Source organism: Ruegeria sp. HKCCSA071 (assembly GCF_017872555.1).
Classification (GTDB): domain Bacteria; phylum Pseudomonadota; class Alphaproteobacteria; order Rhodobacterales; family Rhodobacteraceae; genus Ruegeria.
This window is the reverse complement of sequence record NZ_JAEDOX010000007.1, coordinates 95,065-117,988: the sequence shown is the minus strand read 5'-3', so window position 1 is coordinate 117,988 and position 22,924 is coordinate 95,065. Positions and strand designations below refer to the sequence as shown.

The window sequence follows — 22,924 nt, the reverse complement described above, 5'->3', positions numbered from 1 at the left end:
GAGCAGGGGACAGAACGTCTGCCCCCTGCTGGGAAGGTTGCCTCAGTACCCTGCGGCTTCCATCTCTTCTGCTGTGAAGGCCTGCGCTTTGGCAAGCGCCTCATCCACTGTTTGCTGCCCGGCGTAAACGGCCGAGAATTCCTGACTAACCTGTGTGGCAATCCCTGCAAATTCCGGAATGGCCACGAACTGGACACCGGTATAGGGCGTCGGCTGCACACAGCAATTCTGCGGGTCAGCCATCAGGATCGATTCCAGAGTCATTTTTGCGAATGGGACTTCCTTGTAGTTGTCATTCTCATAAAGCGAGGTCCGCGCGCCCGGAGGCACATTGGCCCAACCTTCGTTTTCAGCCACCAGCTCGATGTAGTCTTTCGAGGTTGCCCATTCGATGAACTGCTTGGCCGCATCTTCCTGCTGAGTTCCCGCCGGGATCGCCAGCGCCCAAGCCCAAAGCCAATTGGCGCGCTTGTCGACGCCTTCCGAATTTGGTGCAAGTGCGAAACCAACCTTGTCAGCTACGGTTGAGTCGTCCGGATTGGTCACAAAAGACGCGGCGACGGTGGCGTCAATCCACATGCCGCACTTGCCTTGCTGGAACAAAGACAGGTTCTCGTTGAAACCGTTTGTTGCATAGCCAGCCGGGCCGGATTCACTCATCATGTCGACGAAGAACGTCAGCGCCTCTTTCCACTCGGGCTGATCGAACTGCGGCTTCCAGTTTTCATCGAACCAGCGCGCACCGAAAGAATTGCCGGTTACGGTGATAAAGGCACCACCTTCACCCCAGCCCGCCTTGCCACGCAGGCAGATGCCGTTGATGTCGTTGTCGCGATCGGTCATTGCAGCCGCAGCTTCACGGATGAATTGCCATGTGGGTGCTTCGGGCATTTCCAGACCGGCCTTTTCCATCAGGTCGGTGCGGTACATGATCATCGAGCTTTCGCCATAAAACGGCGCAGCATAAAGCGTGCCATCATGGCTCAACCCTCCTGCCATCGCAGGCAGCAGATCGCCAACATCATATTCATCGGACAAACCGTCCAGCGGTACCAGCCAGCCGTTCGCACCCCAGATCGGGGTTTCGTACATGCCGATGGTCATGATGTCGAACTGACCGCCTTTGGTGGTGATGTCGGTCGTGACGCGCTGACGCAAAACGTTTTCTTCCAACGTCACCCATTCGACATCAATGCCGGTCGCATTGGTGAAGTTGTCTGTGTAGCCCTGCATCCGGATCATGTCGCCATTGTTGACGGTCGCGATCGTGATGGTTTCCGCTTGGGCTGCTGCCGTAGCGACGAAAGTCAACGCAGTCGCCGCACGAAGTGCGTTCTTCAAATACATCCCTGTCCTCCCTGAGCTTGGATGCTGTACAGAGACCCTAGTTTATAAATTGTCGCGGCGTCAATAATAACTTTACGCGCGTTAAGTTTTAATTCACGCAGATTCTCTTAAAACAAGCCGTGCCGGAAACAGAGTTTCCGTTCGATCATCAAATTTTCCCCCGCTTTCAATGAGTTCAAACAAGGTGTCCACACTGCATCCTGCCACGTTGTCATAATCATGCGCAGCTGTTGTCAGCGATGGGCACGTAAATTTTGCAAAAGGGTGGTCGTCATTTGATGCGACACGGAATGAGCATTCTTCCGTTCGCCCAACCCGAATCCCCTGCTCATAACAAGCAGCCAGAAATCCGATCGCAAGGCGGTCATTGCTGCACAAAACCGAATTCGTCCTGAGAGCGCCTTTCTCCAACACCCTCAAAGCACCTTGATGCCCGATCTCTTCAAACGCCCAGCCTTCACCATCGATTTTAATGACATGGGGCTCGAACCCCAGACGTTCCATTACCTCGATATATGCCTTGCGTCGCTTGTTGGCGTTTGGGTTTGCTGGCGTGCGCATTTCAAAGAAAGATGGAGGTTCACCCGTCCGGGTCATGTATTCCACGGTTTGGGACACAAAACTGAAATTGTCCGATCCAATAAATGCGGCCCCCAACCCTTCAAGGTTGCTGTCAAACAGAACCGTCGGCACCTCGGCGCAAAACTTCTCGATGTGAGCGCGGTCCGAGGCACGCCCTAATGGGGCAAACAGCACGCCCGCCGGTTTCAGAGAGCGCAAACTATCGAGAATTTCATTCTCCAGCTTCTGCTCACCGTGCGAGCTGAAAAGAGATGGACGATACCCGGCAGCAATACAGCTCTGCTCAAGGTATCTGGCCATCTCGGCAAAAAAAGGATCGGCTAGATAGGGAACAACGATGCCGATATTCTTGGTCAGCTTTCGGTTCTGGTTCACCGCATAGATGTTGGGGCGGTAATCGAACTTTTCCAAAGCTTCTTCGATACGCGCCCGCGTAGAGGAACGAACGCTTTCCGGGTCGTGGAAATATTTGGAAACCGTTGGCCGAGAAATCCCGCTCAGGGCCGCGAACTCCTCCATATTTCTTATTTTTGCCATACCTACCCGCTTGCGGAACTCTTTTGCTTTGACCTTACATTTTCTTTACGCGCGCCAATAAATCAATAGGCAGCCGTATCCGCGCGAATGGCCAGATGCGTGGCACCAACGGCGAACAGGCGAAAACCTCCTGATCACGTCGCGACGTTTTGGACTTGAGCCCAATATACCGCCCCTAAGCGCAGCCAACTTGGCAGTCAGGTCTGTTCAGACGGAACTTGTTCCTGCGCAGTACCTGCTGCGACATCCTTGTAGTCGCCCTGAACACCGTAAGAAGCGAAACCGGATAGCGTTTCGGAAATCTGTTCATCGGTCAGGATCACCGGACCGAGGGCCAGAGAAAGGTAATACTGCCGGGCTATGGTTTCCAGTTCGACCGCGCGCCACATGGCCTTGTCCAAATCCTCACCCATGGCGATGGACCCATGATTGCCAAGCAGGCAGGCGGTTCGGTCTTGCAGCGCTTCGATCGCCAGCTCCGACAGCTCGGGCGTTCCAAAGCGCGCAAAGGGTGCGCAGCGAACATTAGTACCACCGAAGGCCGCAACCATGTAATGCGCTGCCGGAATTTCCTTGTGTGCAATCGCCAGCGCCGTGCAATAGGTCGGATGTGCATGGACCACCGCGCCCATATCGGGTCGGGTCTTGAGAATGTCGAAGTGGAACCGCCATTCGGTCGAAGGTTTGAGCGGGCCATCCCAGGTCCCATACTCTCCATCAAATGGCATTGAGACGATCATCTCGGGGTTCAGCTTGTCATATGGCGTCGCCGAGGGTGTGATCAGCATCCGGTTCTCGTATCGGGCCGAGATATTGCCGGATGTGCCTTGGCTAAGACCACTGGAATTCAGAAAAAGGCATTTCTCGATAATCGCCTCGCGGACTCTGCGTTCCTTGTCATCCATCTTGTGCTCCTGTCCTCGCGCCACCCCGGCAGAATGGACCAGCTTTAGTTATCAGAGGTCGCACCATCAGCCGACAAGCCCAACCTTGCAATTGCATTGTCCAAAGCCAACCCGAAAACCTGCGCCTGAGGTGACAGGACCTGGTCTGGCCGACGCATCAGCCCAACGGGTCCGCGCGTTATCGACGTATCAAACGGCAACGCCACAAGGTGGCCATCGCTGATTTCATTGGCAACCACCCCCGCCGAGATGATCCAGATCGCATCGGTCTGCCGGGTATACACCCGCCCGAAAGCACCCGAGACAGTTTCCAGACGATCTTCGATTTCACCAATCCCATGCGCGATCATGAGGCGATCCACCAAGGGCCGAATTGCCGATCCTTCAGGCGGGTAAAGCACTTGCCACTCGGTAATCCGCCTGAGATCGGGGGCTTTCAGCAGTGGGTGATCCGCGCGCACGACAAAGACGACCTTCTCCTCATAAAGCTGGGTAAAGGAAATGCCCTGCATGGTTTCAGGGCGACCCAAACGCCCGATAACAAGCTCCAGATCTCCCAGACGAAGACGCTCCATCAAATGGCCATGTGGACCGTCGAAAACGCTCAGTCGGGCATTGCCCGCAAGTTCGGAAAATTCGGTGGCAACGGCTGGCATCAAGCGAGCCGCAGCCGAAGGCAGCACCCCGACCCGGAGACTGGCTCTGCCCCGCGCCTCGATCTGCTCCACACCAGAAAAGCCTTGCTGCAAAGCGGCCAGCGACATTTCTGCGAAATGCAGAAACACTTCGCCCTGCCGTGTCAGAGAAACACCGGACCGGTTACGGGACAACAGCACAGTGCCCAGAATATCCTCAAGCTCCTTGAGCGTCTTGGATATCGCCGGTTGCGTGAGAAACAGCTTCTCTGCCGCAACTTTCAGGCTTTTCTCGCGACATATCTCAATAAAACATTGAATATGCCTAACTTTGATGCGGCGATCTATCATTACTTTCCAATTCCGGCAACTAAGTCCCAGCAGAACTCATTTTACATATCGAGAAATGGCGTTCAATTATTAGATACGCGAAATCAGGAGAGCCAACATGCGCGTTCAGGTCGCGATCATCGGCGGTGGACCTTCAGGTCTTTTGCTCAGCCAGTTGTTGCACCGCAAAGGCATAGACACCATCGTGTTAGAGCGCAAAACCAGAGAATATGTTCTGGGCCGCATTCGCGCCGGCATTCTGGAAACCGGTTTTGTGGAACTGATGCGCGAGGCCGGTGTAGCAGAGCGGATGGACAAGGAGTGTTTTGTCCATGACGGCACAGTGATCTCATACGGCGATATCGAATTCGGCATTAACTTTAAAGAGCTGACCGGCAGCCACGTGGTTGTTTACGGACAAACGGAAGTAACCCGTGATCTGTATGATGCGCGCGATGCGATGGGCGGCAAGATCGTTTTCAACGCCGATGATGTTCAGATTCACGGGGCTGACAGCGATACGCCTTATGTGACGCATCAAGCGGATGGAACCAGACACCGGATTGATTGCGATTTTGTCGCCGGGTGCGACGGGTTTCATGGGGTGTCGCGTCAAACCATCCCGCTGACCGTGCGCCGGGAATATGAAAAGGTCTATCCATTTGGCTGGCTAGGCGTTTTGTCCGAAACACCCCCGGTCCATGACGAACTGATATATGCCGGATCGGAACGCGGTTTTGCGCTTTGTTCCATGCGCAATGAGAACCTCAGCCGGTACTACATTCAATGCTCGCTGTCTGACAGTGCCGATGACTGGACTGATCAAGCCTTCTGGCAGGAACTGAAACGCAGGATCCCCGCGCAATATGCTGAGACACTGATCACCGGGCCATCGGTCGAAAAATCAATTGCGGCGCTGCGGTCTTTCGTGACCGAACCAATGCGCTGGGGCCGTTTGTTCCTGTGTGGGGATGCCGCGCATATCGTGCCCCCCACCGGGGCCAAGGGGCTTAACACAGCGGCAAGCGACATCCACTATCTGCACAACGCACTGCTGCAATTCTATGAAGACCACGACAGCGAAGGCATCGACCGCTATTCCGAAAAAGCGCTGGCCCGGATCTGGAAAGCCGAGCGGTTCAGCTGGTCCACGACCAACCTGTTGCACCGTTTTCCGGAACAGAACGGCTTTGACCTGAAAATGCAGAAGGCTGACATTGATTTCCTGCGCGAAAACAAAGAGGCCCAATCGGTGTTTGCACAAAATTACGTCGGGCTGCCCTACTGATGCAGATTGCGGCGCTGGATAACATTCACCTGCATTGGCGTGAGGATGGCGATCCAGATGGCACGCCTGTGGTGTTTGCCAACTCGCTGGGAACTGACCTGCGCCTTTGGGACAAGGTTTTGCCCTTGCTGCCCAAGAGGCTGCGCCTGATCCGGTTCGATCTGCGTGGTCACGGCCTGTCGGAATGCCCTCAGGCGCTTTACAGCTTGGCTGAGCTGACAGATGACGCCGAGGCGTTTCTTGACCATATCGGGGTTCGCGACACGGTGTTTGTCGGCCTGTCGAATGGCGGCATGATCGGTCAGGCGCTGGCTTCGCGCCGACCAGACCTGATCCGCGCCCTTGTTCTTTCCAACACCGCCGCAAAAATGGGGACGGCCCAGATGTGGCGTGACCGGATGGGCGCAATCCGATCGTCCGGCATCGAGTCTGTGGCTGACGCAATTCTGGACCGTTGGTTTGCAGCGGATTTCAGGGCAACCGATAACGTGCTGCTTTGGCGCAACATGCTGGTACGTACCCCTGTTTCTGGGTACCTGGGATGCTGCAACGCGATTGCAAATGCTGATCTCGAACCCATGACCCGGGCGCTGCGATTGCCAGTTCTGGCCATCGCCGGATCAGATGACCGCGCCTGCCCACCCGAACTGGTCCGGCAGACCTGTGCTATGATCCCCGGGGCGCGCTATGCCGAAATACCCAACACCGGGCACCTGCCATGCGTGGAAGCCCCCGCCACCTATGCTGAACACTTGTCCGCCTTCCTGATGGAGAACCGCAATGAGTGACAAATACGAGTCCGGTATGCGAGTGCGCCGCAGAATTCTGGGCGACGCCCATGTGGATCGCGCCGAAGACGCCAAGTCTGATCTGGACGATCCATTTCAGGCACTTATCACCGAAGGCGCGTGGGGTACCGTCTGGGCCTCGGACGGGATCAGTGACCGAGAGAGATCCATGCTAACGCTGGCTTTGCTGGCTGCGTTGGGAAATTTCGAAGAAATCCCGATGCATATCCGCGCCACAGCCCGTACCGGCGCCAGCAAGCGGGATGTACTTGAAGCGTTTCAGCACGTCGCAATTTACGCGGGCGTGCCACGCGCCAATCAGGCCCTCAAACTGGCAAAACTGACCTATGATCAAATGGAACAGGACTGAATGGGAAACGCGCAGAAACCCGAGTCAGACAAAAAGGAAGTGTGATCCAACAATGTTGAAACAAGGTGAATTCTACCAGCGTGACCGAGAGTGGCACCCACCTGCGCTGACGCCCGACTACAAGACCAGCGTGACCCGTTCACCGCAATATTCGCTGATCTCGCTGCAAAACTCGATCAGTGAGGTCACCGGCCCGGTTTTTGGTCACAACGATGTTGACCCTCTGGATAACGACCTGATCTCGAACTATGCGCAACCCGGCGAAAGCCCGATTGGCGAGCGTATCATTCTGCACGGCAGGGTGCTGGATGAAAACGGACGTGCGGTGCCAAACACGTTGGTGGAGATCTGGCAGGCGAATGCAGGTGGGCGCTATCGTCACAAGAAAGATACCTATCTGGCACCGATCGATCCCAATTTCGGTGGTTGCGGCCGCACCCTGACAGATGAAAACGGGTATTATTTCTTCCGCACCGTAAAACCCGGGGCCTACCCCTGGCGCAATTGGGTGAACAGCTGGCGTCCCGCCCATATCCACATGTCGATATTCGGAACAGGTTTTGCGCAACGCCTGATCACACAATGCTATTTCGAAGGCGACCCGCTGATCGACAGGTGTCCGATCGTGAAAACTATTCCTGACGCCGATGCGATCAGCCGCCTGATTTCACGGCTCGACATGAATTCAACGATCCCACTGGATACCATCGCCTATAAATTAGACGTGGTCTTGCGCGGTCGGCGCTCGACCCTGTTTGAAAACCGTCTGGAGGGGAACTGAAGATGCAACAGCTTAATTATCTGAAGGAAACCCCCTCGCAAACAGCTGGGCCTTACGTCCATATCGGCCTGGCACCCGGGGCTGCCGGATTCGAAATCTACAGGCAGGAATTGGGCTGGGACATAGCCGGACCAAATGCCGAGGGTGAGCGTATTCGGGTCGAAGGGCTGGTCGTGGACGGGGCAGGATCGCCCATCAAGGATGTTTTGCTTGAGGCTTGGCAGGCAAATGCCAGGGGCGTCTATGCCCATCCTGAGGGCGGCGGCGATGTCGAAGACGGCTTTCGCGGCTGGGGACGCGTCATCACCAACTTTGAAACCGGCGAATGGGCGTTCGACACAGTCAAACCCGGTCCGACACCGGGACGAAACGTGGGCCAGCAAGCGCCTCATATCAACCTTTGGGTTGTTGCCCGGGGTATCAATGTCGGCCTGAATACGCGTATCTATTTCGAGGACGAGGCAGAGGCCAATAGCAAGGACCCGGTCCTTAATCTCATCGAATGGGAACGCCGCCGCGCAACGCTGCTGGCCAAACGGAACAATCGGGACGGTCAAGTTGTCTATCGCTTCGATATCAAGATACAAGGCGAAGATGAGACCGTCTTTTTTGATATCTGACTACTTGGTGCTGTCTTTCCAAGGCAGCACTTAATTCAGGAAATCACCATGACCAAACCCTGCATCATCTGCGTGGCTATCACCGGTTCCCTGCCCACCAAGAAGAACAACCCCGCGGTGCCGATCTCGGTTGCGGAACAGGTCGAAAGCACGCAAGAGGCGTTCGAGGCCGGGGCCAGCATCGTCCACGCCCATGTTCGCAACGATGATCAGACGCCCTGCAGCGACCCCGAAAAATTCGCTCTCCTGAAAGAGGGTTTGCAAAAACACTGCCCCGGAATGATCATCCAGTTTTCCACCGGTGGGCGGTCAGGCGCCGGCCAGGCCAGGGGCGGAATGCTGCCCCTGTCACCTGACATGGCGTCGCTGTCGGTTGGATCGAACAACTTTCCCACCCGGGTTTATGAAAATCCACCCGATCTGGTGGACTGGCTATCAGCCGAGATGCAAAAATACAAAGTCACACCCGAGATCGAGGCGTTTGACCTGTCCCACATCCTGCAAGCGATCAGATTGCACAAGGAAGGCAAGCTGTATGGCAAGCTGTATGTTCAATTTGTCATGGGTGTCAAAAACGCGATGCCGGTCGACAGGGCCGTGTTCGACTTCTACGTAAAATCCATGCAGGATCGCGCACCGGATGCCGAATGGTGTGCCGCCGGGATCGGTCCAAACCAGATTGTGGTAAATGAATGGGCCATTGCTGCGGGCGGACACACGCGGACAGGTTTGGAAGACAATGTCCGGCTGGATCGGAATACACTAGCGCCTTCGAACGCTGCGCTGGTCAATCGCGTGACCGAGCTATGCGCAAAGCACGAACGTCCGGTCGCCACCTGGCAACAGGCCCGCGAAATTTTGGCTCTTTGAGCGCAGGGAGGAATGGCGCCATGACGATTGATATCCGCCCTCTTCAGTTCAAAGGCCACAAATAGGATGGAACAGCTTTCCACTCATCCCTGGCTCAGCGGGCTGTTTGAGGACCCACAGACCTCAGAGATGCTGGGTACAGAGGCTCAGCTGCGACACATGCTGTCCGTCGAGGCCGCTTATTCTGAGGCTTTGGCGGCCGTCGGCTCCGTACCAGCAGAGGTGGCGGATACCGCGGCAAAACTTATCCGACAACACCGTCCCGACATGCAGGCGCTGCGCGACGGGACGGCATTGGATGGCGTGGTGGTGCCCGCGCTGGTGCGGTCGCTCAAAGCAGCATTGCCTGATCATTGCCACGTGGCGCTGCATAAGGGGATGACGTCGCAGGATGTTGTCGACACCGCTCTGGTTATGTCAATCAAGGACATTCTGGAGTTGTTTTCGGCCCGTCTTTCAGACCTGACGGATGCGCTTGTGGCGCTGGAACAGGCACACGGCGAATGCGTGATGATGGGGCGAACCCGAATGCAGGCGGCATTGCAGATTACAGTTGCCACGCGCCTGCAAAACTGGCGGTTGCCATTGGCCGATCACCAGAAACGCCTGACCGAATTGCAGCCCAGATTGCTTGTGCTGCAACTTGGCGGCGCCGTTGGCGACCGCGCCGGGATGCACGGATCCGGACAGGCAATCGCAGATCATATGGCCCATAGGCTTGGCCTGATCAGTTGCGATGCAAACTGGCATACCCGCCGGGACAATCTTGCAGAATTTGCCTCATGGCTGTCATTGATAACGGGCGCGCTGGGAAAGATCGGTCAGGACGTGTCGCTCATGGCTCAGCAGGGGGTGGACGAGGTTTCGCTGACAGGTGGCGGCGGATCTTCGGCGATGCCTCACAAGCGCAACCCGGTCCGCGCGGAACTGCTGGTCGCTCTGGCCCGTTTCAACGCAATCCAACTGTCGGGAATGCATCAGGCACTGGTGCACGAGCAGGAAAGATCCGGTGCCGCCTGGACGCTGGAATGGATGATCCTGCCCCAGATGATCCTGGCAACGGGACAGGCTCTGATCAGCTGCCATACATTACTGCAACAGATTGACCGGATCGGCCCGGTGGAGTGACAGCACTATCGTTTTGAGTATTGGAGCGTTTGAGCACTGTATTGTCCCTGCGACTTAACCATCAACCCATGCGGCAAACGGCCAGTACATTCGGCCGGGTCGGAAGCGGATCAGTGTCACCATCGCTTGCCACGCTCCAGTCACTGTCTGCCGCTTTGGAAGTCCCGTTGATGGCCCTCTTCGTCCTTACCGATGTATCGGCGGTTGTTCATCACGTTAAGACAGGCGAAGGATTACCTTCGCAACGCGTCACAAAGAGTTACACGCATGACGACCGTTTGCTGGCAAGCACGGTGGGCCTGGCGGCATGTTTCAATGAGCAATATCGCGATTGCCCCGCGACCAATCCAAATCACTGCCAAGATACCAACGCGAAGGATAGGGCTTTCTGTACGTGATCCGGGGCGGAGCCGTGCATCAATGCAGAGCTGATGATTTTGTTCTGGGGGTCAGCGACTCTTTGAGCTTCGATGCAATGCTGGCGCATGATTACACCGAGATATGTTCCGAAGAAGTTGAGGTCATCACCGTGTCGCCACGCCCGCAGAAATGCGCGAAGAACGATCGTTCCAACACAAGGTCAAAGAAACCAACACCTCATGGAGGACACGTTCAAACAAGTTGAGGCATTTCGAGCGGTGGTTTCGACCGGGACGGTGACCGAAGCCGCTGCCATGCTTGGAATATTGCCGCCGGAAGACCCTGACCATGAACATCCCGTATCACAGATCCAACGGGCCGCTGCACCTGCTGATCAACAGCACCGGGATCAAGGTCGAAGGTGAAGGCGAGTTGCACTCCCGTAAGCATCGTGGCCCCAAACGGCGGGTCTGGCGCAAGAACCACCTTCGGATCGATGAGGAAACGCTGAAATCCGAGCGGTCTGGATCACCGGGGAGTCACGGCAGATGGTGCCTTCGACCCGCGCAAGTAGCTCGATGCGATTGCAGATAGCGGTACCCTTGCCGTCATCCCACCCGGCTAGAACGCGAAGCCCTGGAAGACGATCACTTTTGGAGCCGTGGCCCGCAACAAAACCCTGCACGTCAAATACCTCGGCCGCGCCCTGTGACGACGATGGAGTGGATACCATCGTGGGAGCCGTGTCGAGGCGAAGATGCAGTGTGTGAAACTGCTGGGCCAACGGCGCATGGCAAGGCATGTCGACCGTCAGGTCGCCGAGATCCAGGACCGCATCGCCGTCCTGAACGCTACACCGCGCTCGGCATCCCGGCCACGAGGCTGTGGGATACGTCTGTCCGAGGAAGGGCCAAACGCGCCCATCATCTGGTTTATGCAACAGGGCCAGACTGACAGGCAGCCTAATGACTTTGCCGACATAGGCAGTCCGAATTACCTATGGCAGGTAGAATGTAGTCGCCTGTTGATCTGCATAGTTTTTTACATTTTTTTGCAAAGACGACGGCCTGCTGTCTATAGAGCGCAGTAACAAAAGGTCCTTCAGCTTCTGAAATACATTCGGTACCATGAAAGACCCCGCTCTGTTGATATTGAGTTTCTGAAATTCCGCCAGTTTGGTCTGTTTCAGTTGCGCCAATGTCCGAATTGAAGTTTCTGCCTTTCTCCGTCGCTTTGTCGGCGTTTGAGGGCTAAGTGCATTTGGATATTACAACGCCATCGGCCAAACCCAAAATCCGTTGTACGCCGAGCACCATCGAACTCGTATTCGCAAACCGTACTTTGGAACCTTCGATGCTGTCCCGGCTAGCCCCGTTTCACAACAGCTGAGACTGACTGTTCCGACGCGTCAACTCTCGGCCTTGATCGCAGCAACCACAATGTCGATTGCGTGGTCCAGATCCGATTGCGAGATGGTCAGCGGCGGCGACAATGTCAGAACGCATCCCTGACTGATCTTATAACTCAAACCGGCCTCCAGACAGGCATAGTAAATCCGTTCAGCACGCGCATTACCCGGCGTTTTGTCGGCGCGATCATCGACGATTTCGACCCCGAACATCAAACCCCTTCCCCGGATGTCTCCGACGGTGGGAACGTTCTGAAGTTCGTCCATAAGACGGCTAATTGCGTGCTCCCCCAGCGTGGCCGACCGATGAACCAACCCCTCATCTTCGATGATCTGAAGTGTTGTCAAAGCGGCCCGTGCGGTGACCGGGTTCTTTTCGTGTGTGTAATGACCTATGGCAAAATCTCCGCAGACGTCCAGCTGTTTGCGGGCAACACAGGCGGCAATTGGCAGGATGCCACCGCCAAGCGCTTTTCCAAGCGTCACAATATCGGGAATGATCTCGTCATGTTCAAAGGCGAACATCCTGCCGGTCTTGCCAAGGCCGGTCGGGATTTCATCCATGATCAATAGCGCGCCGTGACGATTGCACGCCTCGCGCACGGATCTCCAAAACCCCGGTGGTGGCACATAGGGCACCGCACGCATGGGTTCAGCTATGACCGCCGCCACATCTCCTTCACGCTCCAGGACATATTCGACCATTTTCGCGCAGGCCAACCCGCAGGTTTCCGGTCCCGCGTGATTGTAGGGGCACCGATAACAGGCGAAAGGCGCGACATGTTCAGTACCTGACAAGAGGGGCCCCGCTATATGGCTGCGGAACGTCGCCTCGCCACCGACGCTTGCCGCGCCGAAACCCGCACCATGGAAGGCATCCCAGAAGCTGATCGTTTTGAACCGACCGGTAGCGGCGCGCGCGATCTTGAGGGCAACCTCGTTGGCGTCAGAACCGCCGGTGGTAAAGAGCATTTTCCCAAGATCGCCAGGCACGATATCTGCCAGTTTTTCCGCCAAATCCACTGCCGGATCATTGGTAAAACGGCGGGGCGCGAAAGGAAGATCGTCAAGCTGTGCCTTGATTGCGGCTACCAGACGCGGGTGCCCGTAGCCTATGTGATGCACCGAGTTGCCATGGAAATCCATGTACCGGCGACCCTCCATATCCTCGATCCAGATCCCCTCGGCCTTTGCAATAGTGCTAACGCAGGGTGATGACAGAGATTGATGCAGGAACACATCCGCATCGCGTTTGAGCAGAGGTGTCGACTTCGGTCCCATGGACTTTCGCAACCATGCCTTGCGCGCTTCGGATGTGTTTGATTCCCCTTCCGTGTGGACAATCTGTGGCATGTCCGCTCCTCGTTTCTGTCATCAAAAGATGCGGGCCCCAAAAGACCCGCCAGTATCAGGGAGGAATTGAGGCGCCCTTCCCGTTTGTGGGGAAAGGACGCAAGGTTTAGTTGGGCCAGGGCAGCGAATAGGTTTTGACGTTGGTGAAGAACTTCATCGCCTCGATAACGCCCTCTTTCACCCCGTTTCCGCTGTCCTTGATGCCGCCAAAGGGTGACATTTCAATGCGGTAACCCGGCTGTTCCCAGATGTTGCAGGTGCCGACATTCAATCCGTTGATAAAGGCGATGGCCCGGTTCAGGTCATTGGTGCATACCCCCGAAGACAGGCCGAACTCGGTCGAATTCGAGATCGCCATCACCTCTTCATCGTTGTCTGGCACGCGTACGATTGGCACGATAGGACCGAAAGTTTCTTCCATCACCAGCTCGCTGTCATGGGGAACCTTGTCGACGACGATAGGCGGCAGCAATGCGCCCTGACGGCCCGGATGATACAGGATTTCTGCACCCTCTTTTTCAGCCTGAAGAACGCGGTTCTCGAATATCTCTGCGGCTTTGTCGTGGATCACGCACCCCAGCTCGGTCTCGGGGTCCTGCGGATCGCCGAATTTGATCTTCTTGGCCTTCTCCAGAACCAGCGGCACGAACTTGTCGGCCACACTTTCCTGCACGAGAATGCGCTTGACCGCCGTGCACCGCTGGCCGGAATTTCCGGTAGCCCCCGCCACCGCAATGGCTGCCGCCTTGTCCAAATCCGCATCGCTGAGGTCATTCAGAACGATCAAAGGGTCGTTGCCGCCAAGTTCCAGCGCCTGACGCTTGTAGACGCCTTTTTCGGCGATCATCTTGCCCACCGGCACACCCCCTGTGAAGGTGATGATGTCGATATGTTCATTGGTGATCATCTCATCGCCAATGTCAGCCGGCCAGCCGGTCACCACCTGGAACATCTCGTGTGGCAGGCCTGCTTCATAAAGTATGTCAGCTAGTGTCAGCGCGGTCAGCGGCGTCAGCTCGGTCGGTTTGCAAACCATGCAATTGTTGGTGGCAATCGACGGCGCGATCTTGTGGCTGACCATGTTCAACGGGTGATTGAACGGCGTAATCGCACTGATTGCTTTCACCGGCTCTCGGGTGGTGAAAATCTTGCGGGCCTTGCCGTTGTGGGTCAGGTCGCAGGAGAAGATCTCACCATCATCCTTCAATGCCTCGGCCGCCGCGAATTGATACACGTCCTGCGCGCGCTTGGTTTCGTAGATCGCATGCTGGTGGCAAATGCCCAACTCCAACGTGAGCCATTTCGCAAGGTAATCGCGTTTCTCGCCGATCAGCTCGCCTGCGCGCTGCAGAATCTGGCTGCGCTCGTACCGGGTCAGTTTAGGTTTGTAATTCGCCGCGATTTCGAAAGCCCTGCGTGCATGTTCTGCGGCGCCGGCGGGAACATGACCCACAACTTCGTTTGTGTACGGGTAGAGAACGGGAATGGTTTCATCGGTAAAGACGATCTCGCCACCGATCCGCATTCCTTCGTTACGAACTTCGATTTTCGACATGGTCTGGTCTTTCATGGCTTACTGTGCCGCCGCTGTAGTTGCGTAGAAAAAGGCATCAAAGTTGCGCAGCACGGGTTGGTTCGGCAGGTCGATGACACGGTTCACGATGAAGGGAACTTCTTGTTCCGTCAAACCACCATGGCTGCGCAGCGGTTCCTTCAGGGCCGCAAGGTCATGGCGGTGCTCGGACGTGCCGATGCAGATGTTTTCACCAGAAACCATAACAATGTCGCCAATGCGGTCGCCCGGCAATTCGAATTGCTCGATCGCCTCGGCCTTGGTCATAACATGAGTGATGCCGCTGGTCGCCTTGAGTTTGGCAATGATGTCGCCCTGATCCGCGCCATCCGGCAGATAAGCGGTCGCGAACGAACCCAGTGCACCATGATGCACGACATAGGGGTCAGTGATCGGAAGGATGACTCGTGCCGCATCCTTGCCCAGCCATTCGTCCATCAGATCCTGCACATAGACGACCGAAGGGGATCCATCTGCCAAGTGCTTTGGCTTCATGCCGTGATCAGCCGTCACCACGATGGCGGCCCCCAATGCGTTCAACTCGCCCAGATAGCGGTCAAACATGGCGTAAAAATCCAATGCGCCCTTTTGATCGGGTGCAAACTTGTGCTGGATATAGTCGGTGGTCGACAAATACATGACGTCGGGCTTGAACTCTTTCAGCAGCTTGACGCCAGCAGCAAAAACGAATTCCGACAGCTCGGCCGAGTATACCTCGGGCACATCCATGCCCAGCCACTTGCTGGCATTGTCGATGCCATGTTCCTCAAGCGTCGTTTCACCCGAACGCTCAGAAGAGAATGCAACCGCCCTGCCCTCGTCAAACTTCAGCCCAGCACCAAGCAGCGCGCGAAGCTTGTCCTTGGCGGTTACCATCGCCACTCGGAAACCTGCATCATAGAACTGCGAGAAGATGGTCGGCGCGCGCAAGAAGCGGACATCGTTCATCATCACCTCTTCACCAGTATCGGGATCGATAAGGTAGTTGCCGCAGATTCCATGCACGATCGGCGGACGCCCGGTGGCAATCGAAAGATTGTTGGGGTTGGTGAACGACGGGATAACAGAATGCGCCAGACGGTCCGTACCTTCCTCCCGCATTCGTTTGAGGTTGGGCATCAGCCCTTTCGCAATCGCCACGTCGAGGTATTCTGGTTCACATCCATCAAGGCAGATGGCAATAGCGGGCACCTTCGGCGTCGGGTAGACACGCTCATTTGCTTCGACAGGGGTTTGAATGGTCATCTGTGTTTTCCTTGATGTTTATGCAGCCAACTTGGCGCGTTCTTCCAGTGCCCGGAGAGGGGGAGCAGCGCTTGTCACGCCCATTTCTTCCAGAGATTCTTTTGCAGCGATCACAACTTTACGCATGACATCTTCGTCCATCTGACCGATGCAACCGACGCGGAAACTGTCAACGACGGTCAGCTTGCCCGGGTAGATAATGAACCCCTTGTCCTTCATCAGTTTGTAGAACTGATCGAATACGAACTTCTCATCAGCCGGGCAGAAGAACGTGACGATGATCGGGCTGAGCCAACGATTATCCAGCAGCGTCTCGAAACCCAGTTCACGCATACCGGCGACCATGACGTCCCGGTTGCGGGTATAGCGGGCGCCGCGACCTGCAACACCTCCTTCGGCGGTGTGCGCCCGAAGCGCCTCGATGAAGGCGGCGACCACATGCGTTGGTGGGGTAAACCGCCACTGGCCCGTTTTATTCATGTGCGCCCACTGGGCATGCACATCCAGAGACAGCGAATGACTGTTACCTTTTGCGGCTTCCAGCTCGGATTTGCGCGCCACGATGAACCCAAAGCCCGGAACGCCCTCGATGCATTTGTTCGCCGAAGACACCATCGCCTCGTATCGGATTTCAGTGGGTTTGAGCTCAATCGCTCCAAATGCGGACATCGAGTCGATCAAAAGCTTGCGCCCGGCGGCATATGTGACCTCTGAAATCTCCTCGACTGGGTTCAGGATGCCCGAACTGGTTTCGCAATGAATGGCGACGACATGCGTGATGTCCGGGTCATCCGCGAGAATGCGCGCCACCTCGTCACCCCTCGGAGGCAGGTAATCGCCCTTGTCCAATACGACATGATAACGACCCAGATACTGCAACGTCTGGGCCGAACGCTGCCCATAAGCACCATTGGCCAACACCAGCGCCTTTCCGTCCCGCGGAATAAAGGATGCCAGCATCGCCTCGACAGAAAACGATCCGCTGCCCTGCATCGGCACACAATCAAATTCGTCAGCGCCTTCACCAAGCAGGTTCAGCAGGCTTGATCGCACCTCCCGCGTCATGGCGCGGAAATCGTCATCCCAGCTTCCCCAATCGCGTAGCATGGCCTCTTTGACCGCGTAGGACGTTGTCAAAGGACCGGGTGTCAGAAGGTAGGGTTCGCCAAGGCGCGGTTGCTCAATTTTGGGTATGGATGGCGTCATTACCAGGCTCCAGAACAGCGTTTTCAGGAACACATTTGCAGTAACGGTTGCTATATGTGAAATTGCAATTATCAATCCATTAATAAGCGCAGCCTATGCATTCATATTCAGGAAACCGCTATGCGACACAGCCAGTTGAAAGCTTTTCATTACGTGGCCAAACATGGTGGATTTTCCCGTGCGGCAGAGGCTTTGTATCTGACCCAGCCAGCGATTTCCGAACAGGTTCGAAAACTGGAACAGGATCACGACCTGTTGTTGTTCCAGCGTGAACGAAAACGCGTGAACTTAACGCCCGAAGGCGAACAGCTTTATCGATTCACGAAACAGTATTTCGAGATCGAAGATCAGATTGAGGATTATCTCTCTGAAACCAAAGCCGCGATTGATGGAGAATTAAGGATCATTGCCGATTCAGCGCATCACATGACATCTTTTCTAGGTGCATTCCAAAAGAAATATCCGAAAATCACGATCACCGTACGATCCGGCAACACCGAAGAAATCCTGGAGGAGCTTCGGTCTTACAATGCGGAAATCGGTGTTGTAGGCAGCCTGTCTCCTGGCAAGGACATGGACGTATTGAATTTGGGGTCCACTGAAATTGTGGCCTTTGCTGCCCAGGGCGTGCTTTTGGCATCCAAACCAACCTTATCCCTGGAAGAGTTGGCCGAATTGCCCCTGATTTTCAGAGAGCACGGGTCAAAAACACGCGAGAAACTAGAGGATGCAGCCGAGAAACACGGCATCAGATTAAACCCGGCGATCGTTGCAGAAGGCCGAGAGGCCGTTCGCGAGCTTGTTGCCTCGGGTGCGGGTATCGGTTTTGTATCTCAGGCGGAATACGGGCACGATGATCGATTGCAGCAAATCAAATTGAAGGGTGTGAACTTGCAAATGGGTGAAAGCATGATCTCACTTTCCCAGCGTTGCGACGTCAAGATCATACGGGCGTTTATGGACTTTGCTGAGCGGGTGCTTAAGGAGAAAGAAACCCCCGCTGATATGTGACCTGCGGGGACTTGAGTTTTGTGGGGCTTACCTGCTGCGCCAGGCCTGTGTGCGGGCCAAAATGCCTTTTGACGCAATCAGGTGGACAATCCGGGCGGCTGCGTTGGTATAGAAGATCATCATGCCCATCGCAGCTGCGGGTGCGATGTCCCCGGCATCATCCATGTTCAGCACCGCGATGGACGCGAGTGTGGTTTTGGGTGAGTAGAGGAACACAACCGCCGACACAGTCGTCATCGCGTTGACAAACAGATAGATTGAGATGTCCAGCACCGCAGGCAGGCAGACCGGCACCGTCACACGGGCAAACAGCTTCATTGTTGGCTGTTTGAGAGAGGCTGACACCGACTCGAACTCTTTATCCATCTGCTTGAGAGCGGTGACCGCCGTCAGGTGCGATACGGTATAGAAATGCGTCACCGTGCAAATCACCAGGATCGCCATGGTGCCGTAGATCGCATTGAACGGATTGGACGGGTTGTTGAAGAAAAAGATATACGACAGCCCCAGAACCATGCCCGGGATGGCCATCGGCAGCATGGCGAACATCTGAAAGATCGACCGCCCGGTTTTGAAACCGTTCGATTTTTCCACCAGATACGCACCGAAGAAGACAACCGTTGTGCCGATCACCGCCGTCAGGAAGGCCAGTTTGATCGAGTTGAAATACGACCCCCAGCCGCCGCCATCCATCTTGTTGAACTGGTAGTTCTTGAGGCTCAGGCTCAGATCGTAGGGCCAGAATTTGATCAGCGCCGCAAACTGACACACGGCCAGAAGACCAACGATGAACAGGCCGATCAAGCTGCAGTAAATCAGGAATATGCGATCGGTTTTCGGGTTTGGCGTTGCCTGATATGGAACCGAACGCGCAGAAAGCAGCGCCACCTGCTTGGACTGAACCATCCGGTCGATGCCAAAAGCCAGAATTGCGGGGATCACCAGAACCACCGAGACCACGGCGCCCATCTCAAAATTCTGCTGGCCGATCACCTGTTTGTAGATATCCACGGCAAGCACGTTGAACTGGCCGCCGATCACCTTTGGCAGGCCGAAATCGGTGATCACCAGGTTGAACACGACAAAGGCTGCTGAAATCAGGCCATAGCGCGCGCCAGGTATGGTGACGGTCCAGAATGTCCGCCAGGGGGTAGAGCGCAAGCTGACAGCGGCCTCGTACAACCGCGCATCCGATATCGCGAGCGCGGTCGATATGATCAGGAACGCGTGTGGAAAGGTAAAGAAGACCGATCCGATCACGATGCCTATGGGGCCATAGATACTGGCGCCGAATAGCAACTCCTTGATCATCCCCTGATTGCCGAACAGGTAGACCAGCGCGATGCCCGGCAGCAGCGAGGGAACCAGAATCGGCGCCATCGCAATCAGGCGAAAGGCCCCCTTGAACCGCATGCAGCTTCGGTTCAGCGCATAGGCAAACCAGAACGCCAGCGTCACCGTAACGATTGTGCTGACAACCGAAATCCAAAGGGAATTCTTGATCGAGTTGAACAGGGCCGGGGTTGAGAAGTAGTTGATGAAGTTGCCCAGACCCCGCGCTTGAACCGGTCGCATCTGTACCCGGCGGAACGTATTGGAATCAAGCTCGACCCAATCGGTGCCTTCGTTCAAAGTCGACCCGACCAGAAAGCGCCCGGCCTCCGTCGTGTTCCGCATCTGGTACATGACCGGGCTGCGAAAGCTGAAATCCGGAAAGAACCCGGTCACCGGCAAACGCCCGTCCGAGCCGGTTGTCAGATCGGTGTCGGAATACACCCCCAATTGCCTGTTCAGTTCGTCAGCCGTCAGGATCGTGCCGTCAAACACACCCGCTTCATCACTGACCTGAAACTCATACTGGGACAGCTCGACCCGGTAGGTCGAGAAGGACTTGGAGAGCATCGTGTAAAGTGGCAGCGCCAGTGTCACAATCAGATAGAGCGCGATCACCATCATGCTTCCGCGCATCAAGATGTCATCGCGGCTGAGCCTAGGCCTGATATCCGGCCCAGCTGGCAACGTGTCCTGATTGGTCGACATCGTGCTCATGCCCCGGCCTCCGGAATGTCAAACGCCATCAGGCGGTTCTCGGGAAGCTCGATCACCATGCTGCGACCTTCTTCCAACTCAAGGCGACGCACGGCGTTGATCGAAAAATCCGCGATCAGTTCCGATGATCCGAACCGCTCGTTGTTCAGGCGGCAGCGCCAGAATGAGCCCAGAAACTCCATTTCATCGAGCGTGACCTCGATGCAGTTCCGATTGCCGCCCGTGTCAAGATAACCGGCTTCATGAGGGATGATGTCTTCGGGGCGAATGGCCGCGATGACCGGGGTTCCATCATTGAACGTGTGGCTGAGGCAGGCAAAGGTCTTTTCCCCGACGCTCAACCGCCCGCCTTTGGTGACCTGCGACTGGATCTGGTTCATTTCACCAATAAAGTCGGCTACGAACAGGTTGGCCGGTTCGCGGTAGATCTCCGTGGGCGATCCAACTTGTTCAATCACCCCGTGGTTCATCACCACGATGCGGTCGGCCATGGCCAGCGCTTCTTCCTGATCGTGCGTCACCATCACGGTGGTCACACCCAGCTTGCGCTGCAATTCCTTGATCTCATGCCGCAGGTGAACGCGCACCTTGGCGTCCAGCGCCGACAGGGGTTCGTCCAGCAGCAGCAAACCGGGATTGGTTGCAATGGCGCGGGCCAGCGCAATCCTCTGCTGCTGGCCACCGGACAATTGTGCCGGGTATTTCCTGCCCTGATCCGGCAGACCAACAAGGTTCAACAGCTCGCTCACCCGAACTGCGATATCCGACTTGCTGCGGCCCGTGTTTTCAAGGCCAAATGCGATGTTCTTTTCGATCGTCAGGTTCGGGAACAGCGCATAGGACTGGAACACAATCCCGAAATCGCGCTCGGACGGAGGCAGGTTGGAGACGTCTTTGCCATCCTGCATAACCGTACCCTTGGTCTGCAGATCCAGCCCGGCAATCGCCCGCAACAAGGTGGTCTTGCCGCAGCCGGACGGGCCAAGGAAACAAATGAATTCACCTTCTTTGATTTCAAGAGAGATGTCCTTGAGTGCCAGAAAGCTGCCGAACGCTTTCCACAAATTCTGGATGCTGAGATACAGTTCACCGGGTGGTGTTTTCTGAAGCACGGGAGAGGTCCTCACATCTGCACCTCGGGCACGACCGATCCTGGCCGGTTCGCGCCGGGTGAGTTGGTGTTGTTGGTGGGAACAAGAGAGTGGCTTGCAGGAGAGGCACAAAAGCCCCTCCTGCCAATGGGTTTATTTCGCTTCAGACTTTCCGTCATAGCGAGACTGCCATTCCTTCAGGATTGCCGCGCGATTGTTGGCGGCATACTCGAAATCATTGTTGATCATCGCATCCAGAAGACCCTCTGGGAAGTGCTCAACCGGTTTTGCAACGCCGGGATACGCCACGACTGCATAGCCGGTATTGTACATCTCGTTGGCCTCTTTGGTGACAGTGAAATCCACCAGCTTCTGCGCGGCTTCCAGATTTGCGGTACCGGCAACGATTGCGGTTGCCTCCATGTCCCAGCCTACGCCTTCCGAAGGCACAATGATCTCTAGTGGTGCACCATCAGCTTTGGATTTCGCCCCACGGAATGCAAAAGAAATGCCAATCGGGATCTCGCCTGCCGCGGCCAGTTTGCAAGGCTTAGAGCCGGAATGGGTGTAGCGCGCAATATTCTCGTGCAGCGCATCCATGTATTCCCAGCCGCCTTCTTCGCCAAACATTTGAAGCCAGCTGGACACATCAAGGAAACCCGTGCCAGACGAATTCGGGTTCGGCATGATGACCTGATCCTTGTACATCGGATCAGTCAGGTCCTTCCACGAGGTGGGCGGCTTAAGCCCAGCCTTTTCCGCCTCAACCGTGTTGTAACAGACCGAGGCAACCCAGGCGTCCATGCCAACCCAGGCAGGTGGGTTGTCACCATCGACGAATTTCGCATCCAGCTTGTCTACGCCAGCCGGGGCATAAGGCTCCAGCATGCCTTCGGATTTCAGCAGCAGAAGAGAGGTCGCTGCCAATCCCCAAATGACATCCGCCTGAGGGTTGTCCCGCTCGGCCAGCAGTTTCGCCGTGATAATCCCGGTCGAGTCACGAACCCAGTTGATCTTGATATCCGGGTTACTCTGATTGAACGTCTCGGCATATCGTGCCAGATCCTCCGCCTCAACGGCGGTGTAAACTGTCAATTCTGTTTCCGATGCCGCTACCGTCGCCGTCAGTGCGCCGACGGCCAAAGCTGCGAGAAATGATGTGGTGTGTTTCATTGTTTTCCTCTGTTGGTGAATTGTTCGGCAGGTTCGCCATTCTTGTGCGGCGTTACATTCACATTTTAGCATTGGCATTTTGACAGAATAAGGTGTCAAGAAAAATCGATTATACCTTCAAAACCATAAGCCAGCCCTATGGATCAATTTGACTGTGAATTTCAAAGAGACCAGACAAGGTTTTGCGGGGGAGCGTGAGCAGAAGCGTGAATGGGCAAGATTGGTTCCGCCACAAACATCCCGGAAGACCACTATATCCCAAGTGTTCGGAGCT

At 55.8% G+C, this 22,924-nt stretch carries 19 protein-coding genes and 1 pseudogene; 9 read left to right on the top strand and 11 right to left on the bottom strand.

Annotated elements, in window-relative coordinates:
* Positions 1–42: 42 nt before the first annotated feature.
* The 4 genes from I9188_RS14170 to pcaQ all read right to left on the bottom strand — a co-directional run bounded on the left by I9188_RS14170 (position 43) and on the right by pcaQ (position 4,357).
* The gene (locus I9188_RS14170) at positions 43–1,347 is read right to left on the bottom strand and encodes a sugar ABC transporter substrate-binding protein (protein ID WP_209506823.1); all 1,305 of its coding nucleotides are present in this window, start codon (positions 1,345–1,347) and stop codon (positions 43–45) included.
* A gap of 93 nt (positions 1,348–1,440) precedes the next feature.
* On the bottom strand, positions 1,441–2,466 hold the full coding sequence (locus I9188_RS14165) for a LacI family DNA-binding transcriptional regulator (RefSeq protein ID WP_209506822.1): 1,026 nt from the start codon (positions 2,464–2,466) through the stop codon (positions 1,441–1,443).
* A gap of 197 nt (positions 2,467–2,663) precedes the next feature.
* Positions 2,664–3,371, bottom strand: a complete 708-nt coding sequence (locus tag I9188_RS14160; protein ID WP_209506821.1) for a class II aldolase/adducin family protein — start codon at positions 3,369–3,371, stop codon at positions 2,664–2,666.
* Between the two features lie 44 nt (positions 3,372–3,415).
* The gene (gene pcaQ, locus I9188_RS14155) at positions 3,416–4,357 is read right to left on the bottom strand and encodes a pca operon transcription factor PcaQ (RefSeq protein ID WP_209506820.1); all 942 of its coding nucleotides are present in this window, start codon (positions 4,355–4,357) and stop codon (positions 3,416–3,418) included.
* A 97-nt stretch (positions 4,358–4,454) separates the two neighbouring features.
* On the opposite strand from pcaQ, the gene pobA reads away from it, so the two are divergent.
* The 8 genes and pseudogenes from pobA to I9188_RS14115 all read left to right on the top strand — a co-directional run.
* Entirely contained in the window at positions 4,455–5,624 is a 1,170-nt protein-coding gene (pobA, locus tag I9188_RS14150) for a 4-hydroxybenzoate 3-monooxygenase (RefSeq protein WP_209506819.1), read from the top strand.
* The gene (gene pcaD, locus I9188_RS14145) at positions 5,624–6,412 is read left to right on the top strand and encodes a 3-oxoadipate enol-lactonase (protein WP_209506818.1); all 789 of its coding nucleotides are present in this window, start codon (positions 5,624–5,626) and stop codon (positions 6,410–6,412) included. The genes pobA and pcaD overlap by 1 nt, the downstream gene beginning before the upstream one ends.
* Positions 6,405–6,782 carry a 4-carboxymuconolactone decarboxylase gene (pcaC, locus tag I9188_RS14140; protein ID WP_209506817.1) on the top strand — a complete coding sequence of 126 codons (378 nt, stop codon included), beginning with the start codon at positions 6,405–6,407 and terminating at the stop codon, positions 6,780–6,782. Before pcaD ends, pcaC begins: the two co-directional genes overlap by 8 nt.
* Before the next feature lie 52 nt (positions 6,783–6,834).
* A complete protein-coding gene (gene pcaH, locus I9188_RS14135; RefSeq protein WP_209506816.1) occupies positions 6,835–7,563 on the top strand; it encodes a protocatechuate 3,4-dioxygenase subunit beta in 729 nt (242 codons plus the stop codon).
* Between the two features lie 2 nt (positions 7,564–7,565).
* Complete coding sequence (gene pcaG / locus I9188_RS14130) at positions 7,566–8,183, top strand: protocatechuate 3,4-dioxygenase subunit alpha (RefSeq protein ID WP_209506815.1); 618 nt, start codon at positions 7,566–7,568, stop codon at positions 8,181–8,183.
* Between the two features lie 48 nt (positions 8,184–8,231).
* Positions 8,232–9,053 carry a 3-keto-5-aminohexanoate cleavage protein gene (locus tag I9188_RS14125; RefSeq protein WP_209599640.1) on the top strand — a complete coding sequence of 274 codons (822 nt, stop codon included), beginning with the start codon at positions 8,232–8,234 and terminating at the stop codon, positions 9,051–9,053.
* Between the two features lie 66 nt (positions 9,054–9,119).
* Positions 9,120–10,181 (top strand): 3-carboxy-cis,cis-muconate cycloisomerase, encoded by a 1,062-nt coding sequence (locus I9188_RS14120; protein ID WP_209506813.1) that lies wholly within the window; start codon positions 9,120–9,122, stop codon positions 10,179–10,181.
* Positions 10,182–10,871: 690 nt separating this feature from the next.
* A pseudogene (locus I9188_RS14115) lies at positions 10,872–11,420 on the top strand (IS5/IS1182 family transposase); the annotation flags it as partial.
* Positions 11,421–11,949: 529 nt separating this feature from the next.
* Here the strand turns inward: I9188_RS14115 and I9188_RS14110 are convergent.
* The 4 genes from I9188_RS14110 to I9188_RS14095 form a co-directional block, all read right to left on the bottom strand.
* Positions 11,950–13,302: an aspartate aminotransferase family protein gene (locus tag I9188_RS14110; RefSeq protein WP_209506812.1), complete on the bottom strand. Its 1,353-nt coding sequence runs from the start codon at positions 13,300–13,302 to the stop codon at positions 11,950–11,952.
* Positions 13,303–13,408: 106 nt separating this feature from the next.
* A complete protein-coding gene (gene phnY, locus I9188_RS14105; RefSeq protein ID WP_245220607.1) occupies positions 13,409–14,872 on the bottom strand; it encodes a phosphonoacetaldehyde dehydrogenase in 1,464 nt (487 codons plus the stop codon).
* A gap of 3 nt (positions 14,873–14,875) precedes the next feature.
* On the bottom strand, positions 14,876–16,120 hold the full coding sequence (phnA, locus tag I9188_RS14100; protein ID WP_209599639.1) for a phosphonoacetate hydrolase: 1,245 nt from the start codon (positions 16,118–16,120) through the stop codon (positions 14,876–14,878).
* Positions 16,121–16,138: 18 nt separating this feature from the next.
* On the bottom strand, positions 16,139–17,326 hold the full coding sequence (locus I9188_RS14095) for a 2-aminoethylphosphonate--pyruvate transaminase (protein ID WP_209506810.1): 1,188 nt from the start codon (positions 17,324–17,326) through the stop codon (positions 16,139–16,141).
* A gap of 120 nt (positions 17,327–17,446) precedes the next feature.
* Here I9188_RS14095 and I9188_RS14090 point away from each other — a divergent pair, with 120 nt between their 5' ends.
* Positions 17,447–18,337 carry a LysR substrate-binding domain-containing protein gene (locus tag I9188_RS14090; protein WP_209506809.1) on the top strand — a complete coding sequence of 297 codons (891 nt, stop codon included), beginning with the start codon at positions 17,447–17,449 and terminating at the stop codon, positions 18,335–18,337.
* A 27-nt stretch (positions 18,338–18,364) separates the two neighbouring features.
* Here the strand turns inward: I9188_RS14090 and I9188_RS14085 are convergent, their stop codons facing one another.
* The 3 genes from I9188_RS14085 to I9188_RS14075 form a co-directional block, all read right to left on the bottom strand.
* The gene (locus I9188_RS14085) at positions 18,365–20,386 is read right to left on the bottom strand and encodes a putative 2-aminoethylphosphonate ABC transporter permease subunit (protein ID WP_245220606.1); all 2,022 of its coding nucleotides are present in this window, start codon (positions 20,384–20,386) and stop codon (positions 18,365–18,367) included.
* Entirely contained in the window at positions 20,383–21,498 is a 1,116-nt protein-coding gene (locus I9188_RS14080; protein ID WP_209506808.1) for a putative 2-aminoethylphosphonate ABC transporter ATP-binding protein, read from the bottom strand. The genes I9188_RS14085 and I9188_RS14080 overlap by 4 nt, the downstream gene beginning before the upstream one ends.
* A 132-nt stretch (positions 21,499–21,630) precedes the next feature.
* Positions 21,631–22,650 (bottom strand): putative 2-aminoethylphosphonate ABC transporter substrate-binding protein, encoded by a 1,020-nt coding sequence (locus tag I9188_RS14075; protein WP_209506807.1) that lies wholly within the window; start codon positions 22,648–22,650, stop codon positions 21,631–21,633.
* Between the last annotated feature and the right edge of the window lie 274 nt (positions 22,651–22,924).

What these genes read in the sequence shown, in the direction of transcription:
- I9188_RS14170 (WP_209506823.1), bottom strand. Translation starts at nt 1,347, where the DNA reads ATGTATTTGAAGAACGCACTTCGTGCGGCGACTGCGTTGACTTTCGTC.
- I9188_RS14165 (WP_209506822.1), bottom strand. Translation starts at nt 2,466, where the DNA reads ATGGCAAAAATAAGAAATATGGAGGAGTTCGCGGCCCTGAGCGGGATT.
- I9188_RS14160 (WP_209506821.1), bottom strand. Translation starts at nt 3,371, where the DNA reads ATGGATGACAAGGAACGCAGAGTCCGCGAGGCGATTATCGAGAAATGC.
- pcaQ (WP_209506820.1), bottom strand. Translation starts at nt 4,357, where the DNA reads ATGATAGATCGCCGCATCAAAGTTAGGCATATTCAATGTTTTATTGAG.
- pobA (WP_209506819.1), top strand. Translation starts at nt 4,455, where the DNA reads ATGCGCGTTCAGGTCGCGATCATCGGCGGTGGACCTTCAGGTCTTTTG.
- pcaD (WP_209506818.1), top strand. Translation starts at nt 5,624, where the DNA reads ATGCAGATTGCGGCGCTGGATAACATTCACCTGCATTGGCGTGAGGAT.
- pcaC (WP_209506817.1), top strand. Translation starts at nt 6,405, where the DNA reads ATGAGTGACAAATACGAGTCCGGTATGCGAGTGCGCCGCAGAATTCTG.
- pcaH (WP_209506816.1), top strand. Translation starts at nt 6,835, where the DNA reads ATGTTGAAACAAGGTGAATTCTACCAGCGTGACCGAGAGTGGCACCCA.
- pcaG (WP_209506815.1), top strand. Translation starts at nt 7,566, where the DNA reads ATGCAACAGCTTAATTATCTGAAGGAAACCCCCTCGCAAACAGCTGGG.
- I9188_RS14125 (WP_209599640.1), top strand. Translation starts at nt 8,232, where the DNA reads ATGACCAAACCCTGCATCATCTGCGTGGCTATCACCGGTTCCCTGCCC.
- I9188_RS14120 (WP_209506813.1), top strand. Translation starts at nt 9,120, where the DNA reads ATGGAACAGCTTTCCACTCATCCCTGGCTCAGCGGGCTGTTTGAGGAC.
- I9188_RS14110 (WP_209506812.1), bottom strand. Translation starts at nt 13,302, where the DNA reads ATGCCACAGATTGTCCACACGGAAGGGGAATCAAACACATCCGAAGCG.
- phnY (WP_245220607.1), bottom strand. Translation starts at nt 14,872, where the DNA reads ATGAAAGACCAGACCATGTCGAAAATCGAAGTTCGTAACGAAGGAATG.
- phnA (WP_209599639.1), bottom strand. Translation starts at nt 16,120, where the DNA reads ATGACCATTCAAACCCCTGTCGAAGCAAATGAGCGTGTCTACCCGACG.
- I9188_RS14095 (WP_209506810.1), bottom strand. Translation starts at nt 17,326, where the DNA reads ATGACGCCATCCATACCCAAAATTGAGCAACCGCGCCTTGGCGAACCC.
- I9188_RS14090 (WP_209506809.1), top strand. Translation starts at nt 17,447, where the DNA reads ATGCGACACAGCCAGTTGAAAGCTTTTCATTACGTGGCCAAACATGGT.
- I9188_RS14085 (WP_245220606.1), bottom strand. Translation starts at nt 20,386, where the DNA reads ATGAGCACGATGTCGACCAATCAGGACACGTTGCCAGCTGGGCCGGAT.
- I9188_RS14075 (WP_209506807.1), bottom strand. Translation starts at nt 22,650, where the DNA reads ATGAAACACACCACATCATTTCTCGCAGCTTTGGCCGTCGGCGCACTG.